The organism is Streptomyces sp. NPDC057950 (genome assembly GCF_042887295.1).
Taxonomy (GTDB): Bacteria; Actinomycetota; Actinomycetes; order Streptomycetales; family Streptomycetaceae; genus Streptomyces; species Streptomyces kaempferi.
In genome coordinates, this window is record NZ_JBHVPP010000018.1 from 31,796 (window position 1) to 55,148 (window position 23,353).

General features: G+C 71.9%; 16 protein-coding genes. 12 read left to right on the top strand and 4 right to left on the bottom strand.

Annotated elements, in window-relative coordinates; translation table 11 throughout:
* The first annotated feature begins 232 nt into the window (after positions 1–232).
* The 3 genes from ACFVTC_RS27535 to groL all read left to right on the top strand — a co-directional run bounded on the left by ACFVTC_RS27535 (position 233) and on the right by groL (position 3,487).
* Positions 233–1,042, top strand: a complete 810-nt coding sequence (locus ACFVTC_RS27535) for a polysaccharide deacetylase family protein (protein ID WP_390131202.1) — start codon at positions 233–235, stop codon at positions 1,040–1,042.
* 393 nt (positions 1,043–1,435) lie between these two features.
* On the top strand, positions 1,436–1,744 hold the full coding sequence (groES, locus tag ACFVTC_RS27540; protein WP_060901476.1) for a co-chaperone GroES: 309 nt from the start codon (positions 1,436–1,438) through the stop codon (positions 1,742–1,744).
* Between the two features lie 114 nt (positions 1,745–1,858).
* Positions 1,859–3,487 carry a chaperonin GroEL gene (gene groL, locus ACFVTC_RS27545; protein WP_168529721.1) on the top strand — a complete coding sequence of 543 codons (1,629 nt, stop codon included), beginning with the start codon at positions 1,859–1,861 and terminating at the stop codon, positions 3,485–3,487.
* A gap of 184 nt (positions 3,488–3,671) precedes the next feature.
* Here groL and ACFVTC_RS27550 read toward each other — a convergent pair whose 3' ends face one another.
* Together ACFVTC_RS27550 and ACFVTC_RS27555 are read right to left on the bottom strand one after the other, a co-directional pair.
* The gene (locus ACFVTC_RS27550) at positions 3,672–4,445 is read right to left on the bottom strand and encodes an SDR family NAD(P)-dependent oxidoreductase (protein ID WP_390131203.1); all 774 of its coding nucleotides are present in this window, start codon (positions 4,443–4,445) and stop codon (positions 3,672–3,674) included.
* A 130-nt stretch (positions 4,446–4,575) separates the two neighbouring features.
* A complete protein-coding gene (locus tag ACFVTC_RS27555) occupies positions 4,576–5,244 on the bottom strand; it encodes an MOSC domain-containing protein (protein ID WP_390131204.1) in 669 nt (222 codons plus the stop codon).
* A 79-nt stretch (positions 5,245–5,323) separates the two neighbouring features.
* On the opposite strand from ACFVTC_RS27555, the gene ACFVTC_RS27560 reads away from it, so the two are divergent.
* On the top strand, positions 5,324–6,220 hold the full coding sequence (locus tag ACFVTC_RS27560) for a LysR family transcriptional regulator (RefSeq protein ID WP_390131205.1): 897 nt from the start codon (positions 5,324–5,326) through the stop codon (positions 6,218–6,220).
* Between the two features lie 139 nt (positions 6,221–6,359).
* Here the strand turns inward: ACFVTC_RS27560 and ACFVTC_RS27565 are convergent, their stop codons facing one another.
* Entirely contained in the window at positions 6,360–6,689 is a 330-nt protein-coding gene (locus ACFVTC_RS27565; RefSeq protein WP_153289078.1) for a WhiB family transcriptional regulator, read from the bottom strand.
* A 390-nt stretch (positions 6,690–7,079) separates the two neighbouring features.
* On the opposite strand from ACFVTC_RS27565, the gene ACFVTC_RS27570 reads away from it, so the two are divergent.
* From ACFVTC_RS27570 to ACFVTC_RS27585, 4 genes are all read left to right on the top strand, one after another.
* Positions 7,080–7,691: a response regulator transcription factor gene (locus ACFVTC_RS27570; RefSeq protein WP_003948568.1), complete on the top strand. Its 612-nt coding sequence runs from the start codon at positions 7,080–7,082 to the stop codon at positions 7,689–7,691.
* Positions 7,692–7,947: 256 nt separating this feature from the next.
* On the top strand, positions 7,948–8,523 hold the full coding sequence (locus ACFVTC_RS27575; protein WP_148010063.1) for a sigma-70 family RNA polymerase sigma factor: 576 nt from the start codon (positions 7,948–7,950) through the stop codon (positions 8,521–8,523).
* A 526-nt stretch (positions 8,524–9,049) separates the two neighbouring features.
* Positions 9,050–10,558: an IMP dehydrogenase gene (gene guaB, locus ACFVTC_RS27580; protein ID WP_168529729.1), complete on the top strand. Its 1,509-nt coding sequence runs from the start codon at positions 9,050–9,052 to the stop codon at positions 10,556–10,558.
* 139 nt (positions 10,559–10,697) lie between these two features.
* Positions 10,698–11,822: a GuaB3 family IMP dehydrogenase-related protein gene (locus ACFVTC_RS27585; RefSeq protein ID WP_168529730.1), complete on the top strand. Its 1,125-nt coding sequence runs from the start codon at positions 10,698–10,700 to the stop codon at positions 11,820–11,822.
* Positions 11,823–12,078: 256 nt separating this feature from the next.
* Here ACFVTC_RS27585 and ACFVTC_RS27590 read toward each other — a convergent pair whose 3' ends face one another.
* Positions 12,079–13,287, bottom strand: a complete 1,209-nt coding sequence (locus tag ACFVTC_RS27590; RefSeq protein WP_390131206.1) for a nucleotide sugar dehydrogenase — start codon at positions 13,285–13,287, stop codon at positions 12,079–12,081.
* Positions 13,288–13,548: 261 nt separating this feature from the next.
* On the opposite strand from ACFVTC_RS27590, the gene ACFVTC_RS27595 reads away from it, so the two are divergent.
* From ACFVTC_RS27595 to ACFVTC_RS27610, 4 genes are all read left to right on the top strand, one after another.
* Entirely contained in the window at positions 13,549–15,255 is a 1,707-nt protein-coding gene (locus tag ACFVTC_RS27595) for a glycerol-3-phosphate dehydrogenase/oxidase (protein ID WP_168529734.1), read from the top strand.
* A gap of 707 nt (positions 15,256–15,962) precedes the next feature.
* Complete coding sequence (locus ACFVTC_RS27600; RefSeq protein WP_390131339.1) at positions 15,963–18,239, top strand: protein kinase; 2,277 nt, start codon at positions 15,963–15,965, stop codon at positions 18,237–18,239.
* A gap of 205 nt (positions 18,240–18,444) precedes the next feature.
* On the top strand, positions 18,445–21,414 hold the full coding sequence (locus ACFVTC_RS27605; RefSeq protein ID WP_390131207.1) for a protein kinase: 2,970 nt from the start codon (positions 18,445–18,447) through the stop codon (positions 21,412–21,414).
* 166 nt (positions 21,415–21,580) lie between these two features.
* Complete coding sequence (locus tag ACFVTC_RS27610; RefSeq protein ID WP_390131340.1) at positions 21,581–23,281, top strand: protein kinase; 1,701 nt, start codon at positions 21,581–21,583, stop codon at positions 23,279–23,281.
* Positions 23,282–23,353: the final 72 nt, after the last annotated feature.

Here is a 23,353-nt window from a genome sequence, read left to right on the forward strand (position 1 = left end):
CCAGTCGGTGGACGGTGCGCGTCCGGTCGCGGTGTCGGGGGCCCTCAACGGGCCGTGACCTGGAAGGATCCGACACCATGCGATCAGTACGACAAGCCGATAAAAATGACGCGAACCGGACGAGTGTCCGAAGCGGGATCGCCGCCCTCGCCGTCATCGGCCTCGCCCCCGGCAGTGCAGGCGGCGAGGCCGCGGAGCCGAGGGCCGCGCACGGCCCGCGGATGACGAGCCTGTGAGAGGCGGGGCGCCGGCTCCGGCCGCCCGATCGCGTGCACGGGCGGCCGCCGCACTGGCCGCACTGCTCGCCGCCGTCCTGCTGGCCGGCTGCGCCCAGTCCGTGGACCCGATCGAGCGCCTGGGCAAGAAGGCCGCGCAGGAGGTGGGCCGGACCCACCCGCACGGTCCGGCCTCGGCGACGTACCGGCGCTGGGGGCTGTCCGCCCCGCTCGCCCCGGCACCGCGGCCGCCCGCCCGCAGGGGTGTGCGCCGGGAGCGGACGGGGCTGGTCCCCGTCGTCGGCCGCGTGCCCACCCACGACAAGGTGGTCTTCCTGACCTACGACGACGGAGTCGAGCGCGATCCGCGGTTCGTCGACATGGTCCGTGAACTGCGGCTGCCGGTCAGCATGTTCCTCACCGACCATGTCGTCGGACCCGGCTACGGCCACTTCGCGCGGCTGCGGGAGGTCGGCGCGAGCGTGCAGAACCACACCCTCGACCACGCCTCGCTGCGCGGGCTGCCGTACGCCGGCCAGCGGGCCGAGATCTGCGGCCAGCAGGACAAGCTCAAGGCCCGCTTCGGCATCCGTCCCCGGCTCTTCCGGCCCCCTTACGGCACCTACGACGCCACCACCCTGCGCGCCGCCGCCGACTGCGGGGTCGCGGCCGTCGTCCTGGGCAGGGTGGCCGACACCCACCGGCTGCGCTCCGGCGACATCCTGTCCGCTTCGGGGGAGCCGAACCTCGTCGCGGCGACCACCCGGCTCCTGCGCCGCATCCAGGCGGAGGGCTTCACCCCGGCCCGCCTGGAGAACTACCTCTGAACTTCCGGCGCGGGCGGCCGCCTTCGGGGGTGCGGCTTTCGGCGCGGGCCGGCCCTTCGACGAGCGGGCCCGCGCCTCCCGGCGCGGGCCCGCGTCTTCAGCCCGTCCGGCGTTCGAGGACGAGGCCGTCCAGGCCGGAGCGGGGGTCCGGGGACGGCAGCCCCCGGAGCGACGCCCGCACCGGCGAACGATGCCCCGAACTCCACGCCACGCCGCGGGCCTTTGGCACTCCGCTTGACCGAGTGCTAATCGCGGTCATAGTCTCAGGCCTGGCACTCCCCACTGGAGAGTGCCAATAGCGACGGGCAGGTCCGGCACCCGCGACGACGGATCCACCTGGTCGCCACCTCAGACAGTTAACCCCGTGAGATCTCCGAAGGGGGAGGTCGGATCGTGACGACCACCAGCTCCAAGGTTGCCATCAAGCCGCTCGAGGACCGTGTCGTGGTCCAGCCGCTGGACGCCGAGCAGACCACGGCTTCTGGCCTGGTCATCCCGGACACCGCGAAGGAGAAGCCCCAGGAGGGCGTCGTCCTCGCCGTGGGCCCGGGTCGCTTCGAGAACGGCGAGCGCCTGCCGCTCGACGTCAGCACCGGCGACATCGTGCTGTACAGCAAGTACGGCGGCACCGAGGTGAAGTACAACGGCGAGGAGTACCTCGTCCTCTCGGCCCGCGACGTGCTCGCGATCATCGAGAAGTAATTCACCACAGTTCTGCAGTGAACTGCGCCCCTGGCCCCCGCGACCTTATGAAGCCGGGCGCTGGGGGCGCGGTTCGTTTTCACCCACGTTTTCCGAGAGGGCTGAACCGCTCCCATGGCGAAGATCCTGAAGTTCGACGAGGACGCCCGTCGCGCCCTTGAGCGCGGCGTCAACAAGCTTGCCGACACCGTCAAGGTGACGATCGGTCCCAAGGGCCGCAACGTCGTCATCGACAAGAAGTTCGGCGCCCCTACCATCACCAACGACGGCGTCACCATCGCCCGCGAGGTCGAGCTCGACGACCCGTACGAGAACCTCGGCGCCCAGCTGGTGAAGGAGGTGGCTACCAAGACCAACGACGTCGCGGGTGACGGTACGACCACCGCCACCGTGCTGGCCCAGGCGCTCGTCCGCGAGGGTCTGAAGAACGTCGCCGCGGGTGCCTCCCCGGCGCTGCTCAAGAAGGGCATCGACGCCGCGGTCAAGGCCGTGTCCGAGGAGCTCCTCGCGACCGCCCGTCCGATCGACGAGAAGTCCGACATCGCCGCCGTCGCCGCCCTGTCCGCCCAGGACAGCCAGGTCGGCGAGCTCATCGCCGAGGCGATGGACAAGGTCGGCAAGGACGGTGTCATCACCGTCGAGGAGTCCAACACCTTCGGTCTGGAGCTGGACTTCACCGAGGGCATGGCCTTCGACAAGGGCTACCTGTCGCCGTACTTCGTGACGGACCAGGAGCGCATGGAGGCCGTCCTCGAGGACCCGTACATCCTCATCCACCAGGGCAAGATCTCCTCCATCCAGGACCTGCTGCCGCTGCTGGAGAAGGTCATCCAGGCCAACGCCTCCAAGCCGCTGCTGATCATCGCCGAGGACGTCGACGGCGAGGCCCTCTCGACCCTGGTCGTCAACAAGATCCGCGGCACGTTCAACGCCGTCGCCGTGAAGGCCCCCGGCTTCGGTGACCGCCGCAAGGCCATGCTGGGCGACCTCGCCACCCTCACCGGCGGTCAGGTCATCGCCGAGGAGGTCGGCCTCAAGCTCGACCAGGTCGGTCTGGACGTGCTGGGCACCGCCCGTCGCGTTACGGTCACCAAGGACGACACCACCGTCGTCGACGGTGGCGGCGAGCACGACGCCGTCGTGGGCCGCGTCAACCAGATCAAGGCCGAGATCGAGAACACGGACTCCGACTGGGACCGCGAGAAGCTCCAGGAGCGCCTCGCGAAGCTGGCCGGCGGCGTGTGCGTGATCAAGGTCGGCGCCGCCACCGAGGTGGAGCTCAAGGAGAAGAAGCACCGTCTGGAGGACGCCATCTCCGCGACCCGCGCCGCGGTCGAGGAGGGCATCGTCTCCGGTGGTGGCTCCGCGCTCGTCCACGCGGTCAAGGTCCTCGAGGGCAACCTCGGCAAGACCGGCGACGAGGCCACGGGTGTCGCGGTCGTCCGCCGCGCCGCCGTCGAGCCGCTGCGCTGGATCGCCGAGAACGCCGGCTTGGAGGGTTACGTCATCACCTCCAAGGTCGCCGAGCTCGACAAGGGCCAGGGCTTCAACGCCGCCACCGGCGAGTACGGCGACCTGGTCAAGTCCGGTGTCATCGACCCGGTCAAGGTCACCCGCTCCGCTCTGGAGAACGCCGCTTCCATCGCCTCCCTGCTCCTCACGACCGAGACCCTGGTCGTCGAGAAGCCGGCCGAGGAAGAGGCCGACGCGGGCCACGGCCACGGCCACGGTCACTCCCACTGACGCACCCGGTCGGACGCCCGCACCGGTAGGCGTCCACACCGGTGGACAGCACTGAGGCCCAGCTCCCTTCGGGGATGCTGGGCCTCAGCGCTGTGGCGAGCACGTACGGGCCCTACCGCCCCGCTGCTCCACCGCCGTACCGCTCCATCGCCGCACCGCCCCGCTGTTCCACGGCTCGGCCGTTCTACTGCGGCCCGTACTTGCGACCCGTCCTCGACGTGATCCCGCCCAGCAGCCCACGCGGCGCCACCTTCACCACACCCATCAGCGCCTTGTAACGCGGGTCGGGGATGGACAGCGTCTTGCCGCGGGCCAGGTCCGCGAGCGCCGCCGCGACCAGCTTGTCCGCGTCGAGCCACATCCAGTTCGGGATGTTGTCCGTGCTCATCCCGGCGCGCTGGTGGAACTCGGTGCGCACGAAGCCCGGGGCCAGCGCCATCAGCCGTACGCCGCTGCCCGCCAGGTCCCTCGCCGCGCCCTGCGTGAACTGCACGACCCACGCCTTGGACGCCCCGTACGTACCCCGCGGTACGAACGCGGCCACCGACGCGACATTGACGACCCCGCCCCGGCCGCGCTCCCGCATGGCCGCGGTCGCCGCCGACGTCAGCCGCAGCACCGCCTCGCAGTGCACCTTGAGCATCGTCAGCTCGTCGGCCATCGACACCTCGAGATAGCGGCCCTTGTTGCCGAAACCGGCGTTGTTGATCAGCAGGTCGACCGGGTTCCTGCGGTCGCTCAGCCGCTTGGCCACCGTCTCGATGCCGTCGTCCGTCGCCAGGTCGGCCGTCAGCACCTCCGCCTCGATGCCGTGCCGGTCGTGCAGTTCCGTCGCCTGCTCGGCCAGGCGCTCGGTGTCGCGCGCCACCAGCACGAGGTTGTGGCCGTCAGCCGCGAGGCGGCGCGCGAAGGCGGCGCCGATGCCCGCGGTCGATCCCGTAATCAGAGCCGTTGTCATGGCCCAAGGCTAGTGACCTGACCAGGCGTACCGCGCCCCCGCCTCCCGGTCCCCGGCCCCGCTCCGCGCGTGCCGCGCGGCCGGTGCCACGGCCGTCACCGGCCGTGTCCCGCGCGTGCCGCCGCGACCGCTACCCGCCCTGCCGCGCCACGTACTTCTCCGCCGCCGCCCACGCCTCCGGATGCAGTGCCGGGCCCGCGGCCAACAGCCCTGGCAGCAGCTCGCGTTCGGTCGTCATGGCGCGGAACTCGACCGCGACGGTCACCTCGTGCTCCGGCCGGTGCACGACCTCGATCGGGTCGCCCGCGCGGATCTCGCCGGGCTCGATGACCCGCAGATACGCGCCGGGCGCGGCCTTCCGGGTGAACCGCTTCACCCATCCCCGCTCCCCGAGGTGTTCCTGGAACGTACGGCAGGGGATGCGTCCGGAGGTGACCTCCAGGACCAGCACGGAGCCGACCCGCCAGCGCTCACCGATCCGCGCGCCGGACACGTCCAGCCCCCGCGTCGTGAGGTTCTCGCCGAAGGCGCCGCTGACCAGCGGCCGGCCGAGCTCGCGCTCCCAGTCGTCCAGGTCCTCACGGGCGACCGCGTAGACGGCCTGGTCGTTCCCGCCGTGGTGGCGCAGGTCGCACACCGTGTCCCCGGCCAGACCGCTCGCGCCGACCCCCTTGGGCCCGGGGGCCGTCACCCGCACCGGCCCGGCCACCGGCCGCTTGTCGATGCCGGTCACACCCACGGCCTGGTCCGTGTAGGGGACGGCGCGCGCACGGCCCAGGTTCAGAGACAGAAGCTGCATGGCAGCACGCTAGGCGATGGAGGCCAAAGCGTCGACGCGATATTCGCCACCGTACCCAAGTCTCGCTTATGCTCGAAGGGTGATCGAGGCCCGTCATCTCCGTGTTCTGCGCGCCGTCGCCGCCACCGGTTCCTTCTCGGCGGCGGGACGCGAGCTGGGCTGCACCCAGCCGGCCGTCAGCCAGCAGATGAAGGCGCTCGAAACGTCCGTCGGCACACCGCTGCTGATCCGCACGGGCCGTGAGATGCGTCTGACCCAGGCGGGCGAGGCGCTGGTCCGGCACGCGGCCGGCATCATCGCGGGGCTGACCGCCGCCGAGGAGGAGGTCGCCGCTATCGCGGGCCTGCGCGCGGGCCGGGTCCGGCTCGTCTCCTTCCCCAGCGGCAGTTCGACGCTCGTCCCCACGGCTCTGGCCGCCCTGCGCGCCGCGCATCCCGGCACCCGGGTCTCCCTGGAGGAGGCCGAGCCGCCCGAGTCCGTCGACAAGCTCCGCGACGGCGACTGCGACATCGCGCTCGCGTTCCGGTACGAGGGAGCGGCGGGCGTCGAGGAGTGGGACGACCTGGTCGTACGGCCGCTGCTGCGCGACCGGCTCGTCGGGCTGGTCCCCGAGGGCCACCGGCTCGCCCGCGCGGGGTCGGTCGCCATCGGCGAACTCGCCGGGGAACCGTGGATCGCGGGTTGCCCGCGGTGCCGGGGGCAACTGGTGGAGGTCTGCCGCCGCGAGGGTTTCGTGCCCCGCATCGACTTCGCCACCGACGACTATCCGGCGGTGGTCGGACTGGTCGGCGCGGGTCTCGGGGTCGCCGTGCTGCCGGAGCTCGCGATCGAGTCCGTGCGCCCCAAGGGCGCCTGTGCCGTGACCGTGGAGCCGCCGGTGCGGCGGGAGATCGTCGCGCTGACGCTGCCGGATCTCTCCCAGGTTCCGGCGGTGGCGGCGACGCTGGACCAGCTGGCCAGGGCCGCGGCCCGCTGACGGCTGCGGAGGGCCGTCGGCGCCGCACACGGGTCGGGGACGCGCGCGTGCGCGCCCGTACGAGGGCATGCCGACGTGCGCCCGCTCAGCGGCACACCTGTGCGCCCGGCTGCGGACTCATCAACGCAGAAACGTTCCTTCAAGTGTTCGAAGCGGAACCGCTCCCGGTGGCCGACGCCGTCACCAGCCGGTTCCGGGCCCGTCCCATGAGCTCTTCGCGTTCGTCCTCGGTCAGCCCGCCCCACACCCCGTACGGCTCGCGCACCGCCAGCGCGTGAGCGGCGCACTGGGCGCGTACCGGGCATCGCATACAGACCTCTTTGGCCGAGTTCTCGCGAGCGCTCCGTGCCGCACCGCGCTCGCCTTCCGGATGGAAGAAGAGCGAGCTGTCGACCCCACGGCATGCCGCGAGGAGCTGCCAGTCCCAGAGATCCGCGTTCGGACCGGGAAGGCGGGAGAAATCTGCCATTGCGTGTCCCCTTGTTGCCGTTCTGGGATGCTCTGTGCCCACCGACCGTACATCTACGATCTAAGGAGATGAAAATATGACTCATTGCGAATCTAGCCGCAGACACCAGTAAATGGGAAGAAAACAGGCTGAATGGGGCATAGGTTGTGTTGAAAGATTGAGGGTCCGTTGCGCATGTCTGCAACGTGTCCGCGCCCTCACGTAGAGTGCCGAAGATGACCGGCTGCCCCGTAACTCTTTCGAGTGACCATCGTTGAGAGTGCTGAGGCGGTTGAAGGAACAAGCGCTCGGGCAGACGGCAGTTTCCGTCGGCGAGTGTCGACCGCACAGGTGACGATTCGTACCAGCCTGGAGGCTCAAGGTGACGCGCATCAGCTGCGGAGGGCGGCCATGACATCCGTCCTCGTCTGCGACGACTCCCCGCTTGCCCGAGAGGCGCTCCGCCGTGCGGTGGCGACCGTGCCCGGCGTCGAGCGCGTGACGACTGCGGCCAACGGAGAAGAGGTGCTCCGCCGATGGGGCGCCGACCGTTCGGACCTGATTCTGATGGACGTACGCATGCCCGGTCTGGGCGGCGTCGAGACGGTTCGGCGGCTGCTGTCCGCCGACCCCGGTGCGCGCATCATCATGCTCACCGTGGCCGAGGACCTGGACGGTGTGGCACTCGCCGTCGCCGCCGGGGCCCGCGGTTATCTGCACAAGGACGCCTCCCGGGCGGAACTGCGCGCGACCGTGACCCAGGCGCTCGCCGACCCGACCTGGCGGCTCGCCCCGCGCAGACTGCGCTCGGCCGAGATGGGTGCCGCGCCCACGCTCACCGCGCGTGAGATCCAGGTCCTCGAAGGCATGAGCCACGGCCGCTCCAACGCGGAGATCGGCCGCGAGCTGTTCCTCTCGGAGGACACCGTGAAGACGCACGCCCGGCGGCTCTTCAAGAAGCTCGGCGCCTCGGACCGCGCGCACGCCGTGGCGCTCGGTTTCCGGTGGGGCCTGGTCCGCTAGGTGAGCCGTCGCGGGGGTACGACGCACCCCGCCTGCCGTGTGGCGGGCGGGGCCGACAAGGGGGCGCGCCGGGTGCCCGCTGCTCGTTTCGCCGCCGATGCCGCATGCTTGAGGTGTGGAGTTCCTCGGGGACGAGTCGGTCGAGCGGAAGGGGAGGGCGCAGGAGATGAGTTCCGGCGCACCTGCTCATAACGCTTCGGTGCACAACTACGGACGCGGTGCCACGGACAGAACGACGCCAAGGCACCATGGACCGATGCGTGACGACGAGACGACGGTGATCGGTGCGCTCGTCCATCGCGCGGTCGACGGCGACGAGCAGGCCACACACGACCTGCTCGCTCATGTTCATCCTCTGGCATTGCGCTACTGCCGCACGCGTCTGTCCCGGCTGCCGGGCGACGCGCGGCACTTCGTGGAGGACCTGGCGCAGGAGGTCTGCGTCGCGGTGCTCCTCGCCCTGCCCCGCTACAAGGACACCGGGCGGCCCTTCGAAGCCTTCGTCTTCGCCATCGCCGCGCACAAGGTCGCCGACCTGCAGCGCGCCGCGATGCGCCATCCCGGGTCGACGGCGGTCCCCTCGGACGAGATGCCCGAGCGCCCCGACGACTCCCTCGGTCCCGAGGAGCGCGCGCTGCTCAGCAGTGACGCCGAATGGGCCAAGAAACTGATGGCCAACCTCCCCGAGAACCAGCGCGAGCTGCTTCTGCTGCGTATCGCGGTGGGCCTCACGGCCGAGGAGACGGGCCAGATGCTGGGGATGTCCCCGGGAGCGGTCCGGGTGGCCCAGCACCGGGCGCTGAGCCGGCTGCGGGCGCTGGCGGAGCAGTAGGCAGGGCCGCGGGAGGGTGCGCCGCGTGCCAGTAGGCAGGGCTGCGGGAGGGTGCGCCGCGTGTCGGCGTGCGCGAGGGCGGTCGGAGGTACGGGCGTGCGGGCCGGAGCGCGAGTACGGGCGTGCGCCGGCTCCATGACCTCCGCCGCGTCGGTCTTCTGCCGCGTCGGTGTCGGATCGTGTCCTGTCCTGTCCTGTGCCGTGGCGTGCCGTGCCCGGTGCGCCGCTCCGTCGTGCGCCGTCACGGTGGCGTCGGCGGCGCCGGTTTCTTACCGCAAACGTGAGAACGGACACGGCGGAATGCGGCATCGTCGGGCGAAACCCCGCCCCGGGAGCCCCGCGCCACCGCGGTGACGGGACGGCGGACCCCGGGGACCAGGCTGTCGGGCCGACGGGTGAACGGTCCCGGTGTGCCACCCGTACGAACCTACGAAGCCCGAGGGCGATCCGAACCGTGGAATGGGAGACCCTTGCTTCCCGTTAGCATGGACATCCGCACCGATCAAGGCCATTTGGGGAAGGTGTCATGACTGCCAACGTCGACGGAGTGCCCGCCAAATTCGCGACACTCGGGCTGACCTACGACGACGTGCTGCTGCTGCCGGGCGCGTCGGACATGGCACCCGACGAGATCGACACCGCCTCGCACATCTCGAAGAACGTGCGGGTGAACATCCCGCTGCTCTCCGCGGCCATGGACAAGGTGACCGAGTCCCGCATGGCCATCGCGATGGCCCGCCAGGGCGGTGTCGGCGTGCTGCACCGCAACCTGTCCATCGAGGACCAGGCCAACCAGGTCGACCTGGTCAAGCGCTCCGAGTCCGGCATGGTGACCGACCCGATCACCGTCCACCCGGACGCGACGCTCGGCGAGGCCGACGCGATCTGCGCCAAGTTCCGCATCTCCGGCGTGCCGGTGACCGACGGCGGCGGCAAGCTCCTCGGCATCGTCACCAACCGCGACATGGCCTTCGAGACCGACCGTTCGCGCCAGGTGCGCGAGGTCATGACGCCGATGCCGCTGGTCACGGGCAAGGTCGGCATCTCCGGCACCGACGCCATGGAGCTGCTGCGCCGCCACAAGATCGAGAAGCTTCCGCTGGTCGACGACGCGGGTGTCCTCAAGGGCCTCATCACGGTCAAGGACTTCGTGAAGGCCGAGAAGTACCCGAACGCCGCGAAGGACGCCGAGGGGCGTCTGCTGGTCGGCGCGGCCGTCGGCGTGGCCGGTGACGCCTTCGAGCGCGCCCAGGCCCTCATCGAGGCGGGCGTCGACTTCATCGTCGTCGACACCGCGCACGGTCACTCCCGTCTGGTCGGCGACATGGTCGCCAAGATCAAGTCGAACTCCGCGGGCGTCGACGTCATCGGCGGCAACATCGCCACCCGTGACGGCGCGCAGGCCCTCATCGACGCGGGCGTCGACGGCATCAAGGTCGGGGTCGGCCCCGGCTCCATCTGCACGACCCGCGTGGTCGCCGGTATCGGCGTACCCCAGGTCACCGCCATCTACGAAGCCTCCCTCGCCGCCAAGGCGGCCGGTGTCCCGGTCATCGGCGACGGCGGTCTGCAGTACTCCGGTGACATCGCCAAGGCCCTGGTCGCCGGCGCCGACACGGTGATGCTGGGCTCGCTCCTGGCGGGCTGCGAGGAGTCGCCGGGCGAGCTGCTCTTCATCAACGGCAAGCAGTTCAAGTCGTATCGCGGCATGGGCTCCCTGGGCGCCATGCAGTCCCGTGGCGAGCAGCGCTCCTTCTCCAAGGACCGCTACTTCCAGGAGGGCGTCGCCTCCGACGAGAAGCTGGTGCCCGAGGGCATCGAGGGCCAGGTGCCCTACCGCGGCCCGCTGTCCGCGGTCGTGCACCAGCTGGTCGGCGGTCTGCGCCAGTCCATGTTCTACGTGGGCGGGCGTACCGTGCCCGAGCTCCAGGACAACGGCCGGTTCGTCCGGATCACCTCGGCGGGCCTCAAGGAGAGCCACCCGCACGACATCCAGATGACCGTCGAGGCACCGAACTACAGCCGTAACAAGTAACGGTCACCAAGCAGCCGTACAGAGCTCCACGCGTGCGTGAAGCCCGAACGAGGGCGGTCCCGGAGGTTCCGGGACCGCTCTCGTCGTAGGCGTCGGGGATACTGGAAGGCGCAGAACCGAAGAGGGAAAGGCCACACACGTGACTGAGATCGAGATCGGGCGCGGCAAGCGCGGCCGCCGGGCGTACGCCTTCGACGACATCGCCGTCGTCCCGAGCCGCCGTACGCGGGACCCGAAGGAGGTCTCGATCGCCTGGCAGATCGACGCCTACCGCTTCGAGCTGCCGTTCCTGGCCGCCCCGATGGACTCGGTCGTCTCCCCGGCCACCGCGATCCGTATCGGCGAGCTGGGCGGCCTGGGCGTCCTCAACCTCGAGGGCCTGTGGACGAGGTACGAGGACCCGCAGCCGCTGCTCGACGAGATCGCCGAGCTGGACGCGGACACCGCGACCCGCCGTCTGCAGGAGATCTACGCGGCTCCCATCAAGGAGGAGCTGATCGGGCAGCGCATCAAGGAGGTGCGCGACTCCGGAGTCGTCACCGCCGCCGCGCTGTCGCCGCAGCGCACGGCGCAGTTCTCCAAGGCCGTGGTCGACGCGGGCGTGGACATCTTCGTCATCCGCGGTACGACGGTGTCGGCGGAGCACGTCTCGGGCGCCGCCGAGCCGCTGAACCTCAAGCAGTTCATCTACGAGCTGGACGTCCCGGTCATCGTCGGCGGCTGCGCCACGTACACGGCGGCCCTGCACCTGATGCGCACCGGCGCGGCCGGCGTGCTGGTCGGCTTCGGCGGCGGCGCCGCGCACACCACCCGCAACGTGCTGGGCATCCAGGTCCCGATGGCCACCGCCGTCGCGGACGTGGCCGCGGCCCGTCGCGACTACATGGACGAGTCCGGCGGCCGGTACGTGCACGTGATCGCCGACGGCGGCGTCGGCTGGTCCGGCGACCTCCCCAAGGCCATCGCCTGCGGCGCGGACTCGGTGATGATGGGCTCCCCGCTCGCCCGTGCCACGGACGCGCCCGGCAAGGGCCACCACTGGGGCATGGAGGCGGTCAACGAGGAGCTGCCGCGCGGCAAGAAGGTCGACCTCGGCACCGTCGGCACCATCGAGGAGATCCTCACCGGCCCGTCGCACATCCCGGACGGCTCCATGAACATCTTCGGCGCCCTGCGCCGCGCCATGGCCACCACCGGCTACAGCGAGCTCAAGGAGTTCCAGCGCGTCGAGGTGACGGTCGCGGACTCCCAGCACAAGCGGTGACCTCGCGCTCGACCTGAACGAGGGGCCCGGACCGGCATCGGTCCGGGCCCCTCGCGCGTGCCCACGGGTTCTGGCGCCCGTACGGGTTGTCGACGGGTGGACCGGACGGCGGCGGCCGAGTCATGCGGTCCCTCGGGATCCCCCAGGGAGGTGAGCGCACGGCCGGGAGCACCCGATACGTGGTCGCACGTGTGTACGAGAGGGAGAGCGCACGGCGACGGGCGGCGGTGACCTCGGGCCGGGGGATTCCGGGGGGTCAGAGCCGGTGTGCCGCCCCCGTGGGAGTCGCCCCGCGGGTGTCCAGGAGGAGCTGTGCCTTCACGGACAGGCCCTGGAGGTCGTACGTCCGGTGCGGCTGGAGCAGGATCGTGAGGTCGGCGTCGGCGGCGGCCTCGTACAGGGAGTCGGCGCGCGGGACGGGGTGGCCGAGCACGTTCCAGGCGGGTACGAGCGGGTCGTGGTAGCTGACGGACGCGCCGAGTTCCATCAGGCGCAGGGCGATCTCGTGGGCGGGCGTGCCCTGTTGGTCGGCGAGGTCGGCCTTGTAGGTGACGCCGAGCAGGAGCACTCGTGCGGCGCGGGCCGACTTCCCGTGCTCGTTGAGGAGGGCCGCGGCGCGCCGGATGACGTACTGCGGCATGTGGTTGTTGACCTGCTGGGCCAGTTCGACCATGCGCAGGGAGCGGGGCGCGCGGCCGGTCAGGTCCTGGGGGATGCCGTGGCCGCCGACACCGGGGCCCGGCCGGAACGCCTGGAAGCCGAACGGCTTGGTCTCGGCGCAGCGGATGACGTCCCACAGGTCGACGCCCAGGTCGTGGCAGAGCACGGCCATCTCGTTGACCAGCGCGATGTTCACGTGCCGGTAGTTGGTCTCCAGGAGCTGCACGGTCTCCGCCTCGCGGGTCCCCCGCGCGCGGACGACCTTGTCCGTGAGGCGGCCGTAGAAGGCGGCGGCCGACTCGGTGCAGGCGGGGGTGAGGCCCCCGATGATCTTCGGCGTGCTGGCCGGGGTGAAGTCACGGTTGCCCGGGTCGACCCGGCTGGGCGAGTACGCGAGGTGGAAGTCGCGTCCCGCGCGCAGCCCGGAGCCCTCTTCGAGGAGGGGACGCAGGAAGTCGTCCGTGGTCCCGGGGTGCACCGCCGACTCCAGGATCACCGTGGTGTGCGGGCGCAGGTGCGCGGCCAGGGTGCGGGCGGCGGAGGCCACCTGGGCCAGGTCGTGCGCGCCGTCCGGTCCCGGTGGGGTCGGGGCGCAGATGACGGCGGTGCGGACACGGCCGAGTTCGACCGGGTCGGTGGTCGGCCGGAAGCCCCCCGAGAGCATCCGGCGCAGTTCGGCGGGGGTGAGCGAGCCGCCTTCCGGCCCGGTCTTGTAGCCGAGCGTGGAGACGCCGGCGGCGACGGCGGCCTGGGCCAGCGGCAGGCCGAGATGACCGAGTCCGATGACGGCGAGATCTGCGGGCATGGCGTGGGCCGTCCTTCCCAGTAACCGAAGCGGGACAGGTACGCAAGTCCTGTGGACAGGATGGACGAGCGCAATGTCAGACTAGGAGTAAATATGACCGATTTGCGGCATTGATCGGGCGCGTTTCCGTGAGTGTTGTCCACAGGCTGAGGGTGCGTGGTGGCCGAAGAAGGGCAAGACGGTCAGACTTTGGGCAGGGGGCATGTGAGCCGGGCGTCGCCGGACAGGTGCGGCCAGCGCGACAGACAGCGGGAGGCAGCGGTGAGGACAGCGAAACTGGGGCCGGCGGAGCGTGTCGAGTCCCTGGCGGGAATGGCCGAGCGCGAGCTGGACGTGCTGGTCGTGGGCGCGGGCGTGGTCGGTGCGGGCACCGCGCTCGACGCCGTGACCCGCGGCCTGTCCACAGGGCTGGTCGAGGCTCGTGACTGGGCATCGGGCACGTCGAGCAGGTCCAGCAAGCTGATCCACGGCGGTCTGCGCTATCTGGAGATGCTCGACTTCGCGCTGGTGCGCGAGGCCCTGAAGGAGCGCGGGCTTCTCCTGGAACGGCTCGCACCGCATCTGGTGAAGCCCGTGCCCTTTCTCTATCCCCTCCAGCACAAGGGCTGGGAGCGGCTGTACGCGGGATCGGGCGTCGCCCTCTACGACGCCATGTCGATGACGAGCGGCCACGGACGCGGACTGCCCACCCACCGGCATCTCTCCCGCGGCAAAGCCCTGCGCGTCGCCCCCGCGTTGAAGAAGGACGCGCTGGTGGGCGCGCTGCAGTACTACGACGCGCAGATGGACGACGCCCGCTATGTGGCGACCCTGGTGCGCACGGCGGCGGCGTACGGCGCGAAGGTCGCCAACCGCGCCCGTGTGACCGGCTTCCTGCGCGAGGGCGAGCGCGTGGTGGGCGCCCGGGTGCAGGACGTCGAGGGCGGCGGGGAGTACGAGATCCACGCCAAACAGGTCGTCAACGCCACGGGAGTGTGGACCGACGACACCCAGGCCATGGTGGGCGAGCGGGGCCAGTTCCACGTACGCGCCTCCAAGGGCATCCACCTGGTCGTACCGAAGGACCGGATCAACTCCTCGACCGGTCTGATCCTGCGCACCGAGAAGTCCGTCCTCTTCGTCATCCCCTGGGGGCGGCACTGGATCATCGGCACCACGGACACCGACTGGGACCTCGACAAGGCCCACCCCGCGGCGTCCAGCGCGGACATCGACTACCTGCTGGAGCACGTGAACTCGGTGCTCTCGGTACCGCTGACCCGTGACGACGTCCAGGGGGTGTACGCGGGCCTGCGGCCGCTGCTCGCCGGCGAGTCGGACGCCACCAGCAAGCTGTCGCGCGAGCACACCGTGGCCCACCCGGTGCCGGGCCTCGTGGTCGTGGCGGGCGGCAAGTACACGACCTACCGGGTGATGGCCAAGGACGCCGTCGACGAGGCGGTGCACGGACTCGACCAGCGCGTCGCCGAGTGCGTCACTGAGGACACCCCGCTGCTCGGCGCCGAAGGGTACCGGGCACTGTGGAACGCGCGGGCGCGCATAGCGCAGCGCACCGGGCTCCATGTGGTCCGCGTGGAACACCTGTTGAACCGCTACGGCGCCATGGCGGAGGAGGTCCTCGACCTCATCGCCGCCGACCCGGCGCTGGCCGAGCCGCTGCCGGCCGCCGAGGACTATCTCAAGGCCGAGATCGTCTACGCCGCCTCCCACGAGGGCGCCCGGCACCTGGACGACGTGCTGACCCGGCGGACCCGCATCTCCATAGAGACCTTCGACCGCGGTACGCGCAGTGCCCGTGAGGCCGCCGAGCTGATGGCGCCGGTCCTCGGCTGGGACAAGGACCAGATCGAGCGCGAGGTGGAGCACTACGAGAAGCGGGTCGAGGCCGAGCGGGAGTCCCAGCGGCAGCCGGACGACCTGACGGCCGACGCGGCGCGGCTCGGCGCCCCGGACATCGTGCCGCTCTGACCTGCGGCTTCCGGCACATCACTCGAACGGGTGCGGTGATCCTGGATCTCCGTTCGGGTCCCGTCCGTTCCACCGGGTGCGGGTGCGGGTGCGGGTGCGGGTGCGGGTGCGGGTACGGGTACGGGTACGGGTGCGGAACTCGGCGGAGGGCAGGGCGGGTTCGAGACCGGGACCGGTGATCCTTCCGTGTTGACGCGGAAGGTGAGGGCGTGACGGCCGTCGACATCGGCCGCGGTGCGCACACGGCCGCCGGATGTGCGGCCGTCGTGCCCTCACACCGTGACGCGGCGCGCCGGCTTCACGGGGCAGAGGGACACGCCGTACACGCCGTACACGCCGTACACGCCGTGCGCGGTGCGGCTGTTGGGCGTCTCGCGCGACTGGTGGGGCGGGAGCGGCCCGCCGCGACCGGGCCGAGCGGGACGGGGTCGGTGCGCGAGCGGGAGAAGCGCCCGTGACGGGCGAGTTCAGGCCGAACAGTCCGGCCGGGGCCCGTATCGCGAGCCTCAGGGGCAGTGGTATGACCAGGAGTGTCCGAGGTGTCCGGCGCGGCGGCGTCGGCGGCACTTCCTTCTCGCCGTCCAGCATGCGGGACGGTACGGCCCCGGCGCCGGGTGGACCGCTTCCGAGAGGCACCCTGGGCGCTGAGCGCTTGTCGGGTGAGGGACAATGAAGGCTCTGTCAGGGCGGGTTGCATGAGGGGACGCATGTCGGACGCGGAGCGGGCGGGAGCATCCCGTCAGGACAAGAGCGAACGTCTCCTCGCCGGGCGGTACCGGCTGGGGGATGTTCTCGGCCGCGGCGGCATGGGCACGGTCTGGCGGGCCCAGGACGAAACGCTGGGCCGCACGGTCGCCGTCAAGGAGCTGAGGTTCCCGTCGAGCATCGACGATGACGAGAAGCGGCGGCTGATCACGCGCACGCTGCGTGAGGCCAAGGCGATCGCGCGCATTCGCAACAACGGCGCTGTGACGGTCTTCGACGTGGTCGACGAGGACAACAGGCCGTGGATCGTGATGGAACTCGTCGAGGGCAAGTCGCTCGCCGAGGTCATCCGTGAGGACGGCGTCCTCACACCGAAGCGCGCCGCCGAGGTGGGGCTCGCGATACTCGACGTACTGCGGTCGGCGCACCGCGAGGGCATCCTGCACCGCGACGTGAAGCCGTCGAACGTGCTGATCTCCGACGACGGCCGGGTCGTGCTGACCGACTTCGGCATCGCCCAGGTGGAGGGCGACCCGTCGATCACCTCGACCGGCATGCTCGTGGGCGCGCCCTCCTACATCTCCCCAGAGCGGGCACGCGGTCACAAGCCCGGCCCCGCGGCCGACCTCTGGTCGCTGGGCGGACTGCTGTACGCGTCGGTCGAAGGCGTCCCGCCGTACGACAGGGGCTCCGCGATCGCGACGCTCACCGCGGTCATGACCGAGCCGGTGGAACAGCCGAAGAACGCGGGCCCGCTGGAGACCGTGATCTACGGGCTGCTCGCCAAGGACCCCGAACAGCGGCTCGACAACGAGCGTGCGCGGGCGATGCTCAGCGAGGTGATCCGCGCCCCCGAGCCCCGCGCGGCCGTGCCGGAGCCGGTGGACGCGACGAAGGTCGTGTCGTTGCCGCCGCTGCCGGACGAGAGTTCCCGCAAGGGGAGTTCGGGCGGCTCCGGTGCCAAGCGGGGCGAGGAGGCCGGCGAGCGGTTCCGCGGGGCGCTGCGTTCCGTGCGCAAGGCCGCCTCGGCGGCCGGCGCCGCCACCGCCGCGGCGACGGCACGCGCCAAGCCCACCGGTACGGCGGGCACGGACGCGGTGGGCACCGAGGGCGTGGCTCCGAAGACGCCGACCGTTCCCCGGCCGACGGCTCCGGCGGGCTCGACCCCGTCGAAGCCCGCGGCCGGCAAGGCCGGAGCGGTCACGCCGGGCACGGTCACGCCGGGCCCGCGCGCCGGAGCGGCGGACACCTCCCGCGAGCCGGGCGCCCGCGACGGGGCGACGGCGGGGCTGAGTTCCGGACCGGTCGGCGGGCCGGGCGCGAAGGACACGGCCGGTTCGATGGACTCGACCCGTGTGGTGGGCGCGGCCGGCTCGACGGGTTCGACCGGTGAGAGCGGGACCGCGGGCGGCTCGGGCTCGGGGGGTTCCCAGGGTTCGGGATGGCCGGTGGCCCCTGAGCGGCCGCCACGGCCCGCGCCGAGGGCGCCCCTCACCGATGTGGTGCCGCGGCGGACCCTGGTCGTCATCGCGGTGGTCCTGGCGCTCGTCGTGATCGGGACGGTGCTGGCGCTCACCCTCGGTGGCGGTGACGACAACGACGCCAAGGGCGGAAAGAGCGGCGGCACCAGGACAGCCGCGTCCGGTGGGGCGAACGCCGGCAGCGGCGGCAAGGACGCCGACAAGGGCGCGCACACCGACAACGGCGACAAGAAGGACGACTCCTCCGCGCCGGACGGGGGCGGCACTTCGGGCGCCACGCCCAGCACGGGCGCCTCGGGCGACGGGAGCGGCTCGGACGACGGCAGCGGTTCGGGCGGCGGCAAGGAGACCGGTACCGGCGGCTCCACCGCGGAGTCGACCTACCAGGGAGGCCAGGGGTTCTCGATCGGGCTGCCCAAGGGGTGGAAGTACCGGACCACGGACGCCGCGGGCGCCCGTTTCACCGGCCCCGACGGGCAGAAGCTGCTCGTCGGTTGGACGGCGACGCCCAAGGGCGACCCGGTGGCGGACTGGAACAACCAGGAGCGGGGCATGGTGCGCCCGCAGTACCAGAAGATCCGCATAGAGAAGGTGGACTACCGGGGCTGGAACACCGCCGACTGGGAGTTCACCTACCAGGACGGCGGGACGAAGTACCGGTCGATCGACCGCGGATTCGTTGTCAACGCCCATCAGGGGTATGCGTTGATGTACACGGCGAAGGCCTCCGCCTGGGACAGCGATCTGCGCAAGGACACCTGGCAGACGCTGACGAAGACGTTCCAGCCGAAGTCGTGAGACGCGGGCCCGAGCCCGGGTCGTGAGGTTCGGGCCGGTTCGCCCGGGGTGTCTGATGTAGGGCTCGGTCACGGGCTGGTGACATCTCGCATCCTCACATTGCGGGTTGCCTCCGGCACGTATCGTGAGTGGTTGCGGACCGTACCAAGCCGTAACGGGGCGCAAGGCGAACGGAATTGACCACCGGGCGGCCGGGGGAGGCATCGTGGACGAGTACGCGGGTCGGGTACTGGCCGACCGCTATCGCCTCCCGCTGCCACCGTCCGACGAGTACGAGTTCGCCGAGAGCCGCGCGTTCGACACCTACAGCGGGCAGGAAGTCCTGGTCCGGCAGGTGCCGTTGCCGGAGGTCGTCGAGGCCGAGGTGCTCGACGCGGACGGGTTGCCCGAGGGCTTCGTGGCGCGGGACGGCGGGGTTCGCCGCGCCTCCGCGCGCACCACGCGCCGGCCGGCCGAACCCGCGGTGCGGCGGGCGATCGAGGCCGCGCAGGCCGCCGCCCAGATTCCCGACCATCCCCGGCTCGACCAGGTCTTCGACGTGTTCGCCGAGGGCGGCTCGCTGTGGATAGTGAGTGAACTGGTGCCCGCGAGGCCGCTGGCCGCGCTGCTCGCCGAGAAGCCACTGAGTCCCTACCGCGCCGCCGAGGTCGCCGCCGACGTCCTCACCGCGCTGCGGGTGCTGCACGCGCACGGATGGGTGCACCGCAACATCACCGCGCGCACGGTACTCGTCTGCGACGACGGCCGGGTCATGCTGACCGGGCTGGCCGCCGGCGCCGCCGAGGAGGCGCTGTGCGGGTACGACCCGGTACCGGTACGGGACTTCGAAGGTCCGGCCGGCGCGGAGAGCGCACCCGCAGGGCCCGGAGCGCCGGGAGCCCCGGGGCCGGCCGGAACGCGGACCTCCCAGGTGACGCAGGTCCCGCCGGTTCCCCGGGGTTCGAGGGCTCCCGGGGGTGACGGCGGCGGTACCGGGCCGGCGTGGAACACCGGTTCGCCCGCGCACCCCGGTACAGGTTCCGGGGCGGGCGCCTCGCGTGGCGCGAGCGGTGTCGGGGGTCAGGGGGCCACGAGTCCCGGGGGCACGTTCGGCGCCGTGGTCGCCGGCGCCCAGGGGATCGACGCCGAGGCCGCGCGGCGGGCCGCGATCGAGGCGCGCGCCGAGAACGGTACGCCCGTGGCGGAGGCTCCCGCCACGGGCAGCGCGGCCCTGGCCCGCAGGGCTCTGGACGCCGGCGGCGACGCGCGGGCGGCGCGGGCCGGAGCCATCGCCGCGTACCGCGCAGGAGCGCGCGCCGCCGCCCGCGTGCACGAACAGCAGCGGGGCGGCCCCGCCGCACTGCCCGCGCCCCGCCCGGCCCCGCCGGCCGACTCCTCCGCACCGCCCGCCCCGGCGACCGGACACATAGTGGAGCCGCGGCCGGAGACCCCGCCCCCCGGTCAGATCGCCGACCCGTACGGGGTGGCGCACACCAGGGCCTGGCACGGCGCCCAACCCCGCCCCGGCACGGTGGGACCCGGCCAGGGCCTCACCCCGGGCCCAGGCCGGCAGGCCGACCAGACCACCGGCGGACGAGCCGGCCACGTCCCCGGTCAGGCTCCCGGCCAGGGTGCCGGGCAAGGCTACGGCCACGACGGCGGTCAGACCCTCGCGAACCCCGGCGCGCAAGCCCTCGGTCAGGGCGGCGGCCAGGCGCGCACAGCGCTCCCGGGCGGCGGCGCGGGACACGTCCCGGGCGCACCGGAGCTTCCCGGCGGCGGTGTACCGGCGCTGGTGCCCGGACCGGGACCGCAGCAGTCCGCGGTTCCCGTGCCTCCGAGCGGCCGTTGGGACGAGCTCGTCGCCGGTACGCCGCCGCGCCGCGGACCCGCCACGGCGCTCGCAGCGGAGCGGGCCCGGCAGGCGCGGATGGCGGTCGTCGGCCCGGTGACCGAGCGCTGGGCGCCCGAGCAGGCCGGCCCGGTGCACGAGAACTGGCAGCTGGCCGCGCCGATCGGTCCCGCGACCGACCTGTGGGCCCTGGGCGCCCTCCTCTTCCGGGCCGTGCAGGGCCACGCGCCCTACCCGGAGGAGAACACGGCCGAGCTGGTGCAACTGGTGTGCGCCGAACCGCCCGCGTACGCGGAGGAGTGCGGGCCGCTGCGGCCCGTCGTGGAGTCGCTGCTGCGTCAGGACCCGACGGAGCGGCTCGACTTCGAGGAACTGCGCGGCTGGCTGCGCTCGCTGGTGCGGTCCGCGCCCGAGCCCGAGGCGGGCGCGCACGTCGTCGCGGCGCCCCCGGTCGACCCCAGCCGGCTCCCGATCGTGCGCAGGAGGGGCGAACTCGTCCGCCGGCGCCGCGCCAGACTGCCCGCGACCAGCCCGCACGCCCGTCACAAACGGGCCAGGAGCGACCGCCCGGTCCGCCCGGCGAGCCGGGCCGGGCAGGAAAGGCCCCGGCGGCTCGGGCGGAATCTGCTCCTCCTGGTGCTGCTCCTGCTGGTCGCGGCGGTCGCGTACGCGATGGTCTTCATGCCGAAGAACGACCGGACGAACGGTGCTGCCGATCGGCCGGCCGGCTCCGGGGGACAGCTGAGCCCCGCACCGGACAACTCCTCGGGCACCGGCGCCGACGGAAGCGCGAGCAGCGAGCCACGGCCCGATCAGACCTCCCCGGGCGGCGACAGGAGCCCCTCCGGGAAGGCGAGTTCTTCGACGTCGGAGTCCAACGCCCCGGGTGTCGCGGCGGGCTTCACGCTCCGCAAGGACTCCGCGGGCTTCCAGGTCGCGGTGGCGAACGGCTGGGACCGCACACCCAAGAACGGGCGCGGCCAGGTGGTCTACTCCCACGGCGACTTCGAGCTCATCGTCGTACCCGGCCGGGACAGCACCGCGACCTACGGCAGCGATCCGCTGACGTATCAGCGGGAACGGGAGAGCGAGTTGCAGCCGTTCCGCGACTCGACCTGGGCGACGTCCAGCGGGATGCGGCGGATCGACGTCGGCGGACGGACCATGGCCGAAGGGCAGTTCACCTGGCAGAACTCCGCGGGCCAGGAGCTGTACGTCCGCAATCTCGTGGTCGTCACCGGCGGGCACTACCACATCGTGCAGGTGCGCGGCCCGGAGGCCGAGATGGACGAGGTGACCCGGCTGTACGAACAGGCGTCGGCCACCTACCAAGTCACCGGTTGAGCACGCCGCCTGGCACCACGGCACGCTGAACGCGAAATGGTTCCCTTCCGTACCGGGAAGGGAGAACCGTCACAGTGCGGTCTCCGTACGACCCCGCCGGTTCCCTGCGGGGTGACCGCTCTTTAGTCTGGCCCTGTCAAGACCATTGCGGGGAAACGTGAATCAGATGCAGGGCCTGCTCCTCTCGGGCCGCTACCGACTTGTCGAATCCATCGGCAGCGGTGGCATGGGCCGGGTGTGGCGCGCGCACGACGAGGTGTTGCACCGCGCGGTCGCGGTCAAGGAGCTGACGGCCGCGCTGTACGTCACGGAGGGCGACCGTGCCCGGCTGCTCGCCCGTACCCACGCCGAAGCGCGGGCCGCGGCCCGGATCAACCACTCGGCCGTCGTCACCATCCACGACGTGCTGGAGCACGACAACCGGCCCTGGATCGTCATGGAGCTGGTCGAGGGCAACTCGCTGGCCGACGAGGTCAAGGACCGGGGCCGGATCGAACCGGCCGAGGCGGCGCGGATCGGGCTGTGGGTGCTGCGAGCACTGCGCGCCGCGCACGCGGCCGGCGTGCTGCACCGTGACGTGAAGCCGGGCAACGTCCTGCTGTCGCCGGACCGGCGGGTGCTGCTCACCGACTTCGGTATCGCGCAGGTCGAGGGCGACACGACCATCACGCGCACGGGCGAGATCGTCGGCTCGGTCGACTATCTCGCGCCCGAGCGGGTGCGCGGCCAGGACCCCGGCCCGTCCTCCGACCTGTGGGCGCTCGGCGCCACGCTGTACACGGCGGTGGAGGGCAGGTCGCCGTTCCGCCGCACCTCGCCCATCAGCACCATGCAGGCCGTCGTCGAGGACGAACCCGCCGAACCGGTCAACGCGGGTGCGCTGGGCCCCGTCCTCGCCGCGCTGCTGCGCAAGGATCCGGCCAAGCGGCCCGGCGCGGAGGAGGCCGAGCAGATGCTCGCCGAGGCCGCGGAAGGGCGCCGACCGAGCGCGGCACAGGCGTATGTGCCCACGCAGCATATGGACACCAGCAGGGGTGCGCCGCCGCACGCTCAGGCGGGCTCGTACGGAACGGCCGCGCAGGGCGCACCGGAGCGTGACGGAGCCGGGTACGGCACGGCCGCCCAGGGATACGGGGGGCCGCCCCACGAGGCGATATTCACGCTGCACGGATCGGCGTCGGGATCCACCGGCGGCGTTCCCGCGGGCGCCGGGAGGCGCCGCCGCGGTCGTACGATCGCCCTCGTGCTCGCCCTCGCGGTGCTCGTCGGCGGTGGGGGTGCCGTGGCCATGAAATACCTGTCGGACCGGCACCGGCACAACGACGCCTCGACCGGCACGGGGACCTCCCACGGCAAGCCCGGGAACGGCGCCACCAAGACCCCGCGGTCGCACCAGGCGGACGGTGCCCTGCCCGACGGCTGGAAGCGGGTGCCGGACCCCGAGGGGTTCAGCCTCCCGCTGCCCGACAGCACGTGGAAGCGGAAGGCCGGCAATGGCCAGGTCGACTACACCCCGGACGACGGCAAGCACTTCATCCGCATAGCCATCGACGACTCGCCGGACTTTCCCGACCCGCACGCGCACCAGCTCGACCTGGAGCAGCAGTTGACCAAACTGGTCGGCTACAACAAGGTGAGCCTGGAGTCCAACACGTTCCGCGACCGTCCGGGCTCCCTGTGGGACTTCACCTGGACCGCGCTCCCGAAGCAGACGCCTTTCCCGGGCCCGCGCCGGGCGATCGAGGAGACGTATCTCAGCCGGGACGGGGTCGAGTACGCGATCTACATGTCCGCGCCCGCGGCCGACTGGGCCACCGCACGACAGCAGTTCGACGTGATCCTGCGCGGCTGGCTCCCGAAAGCCTGAACCGGTCGGCCGGGTGTCGCACGGGGCGGACGGCTCTCACCGGCCTGGAAGGCCGCGGAGGTCTGTCTGGTC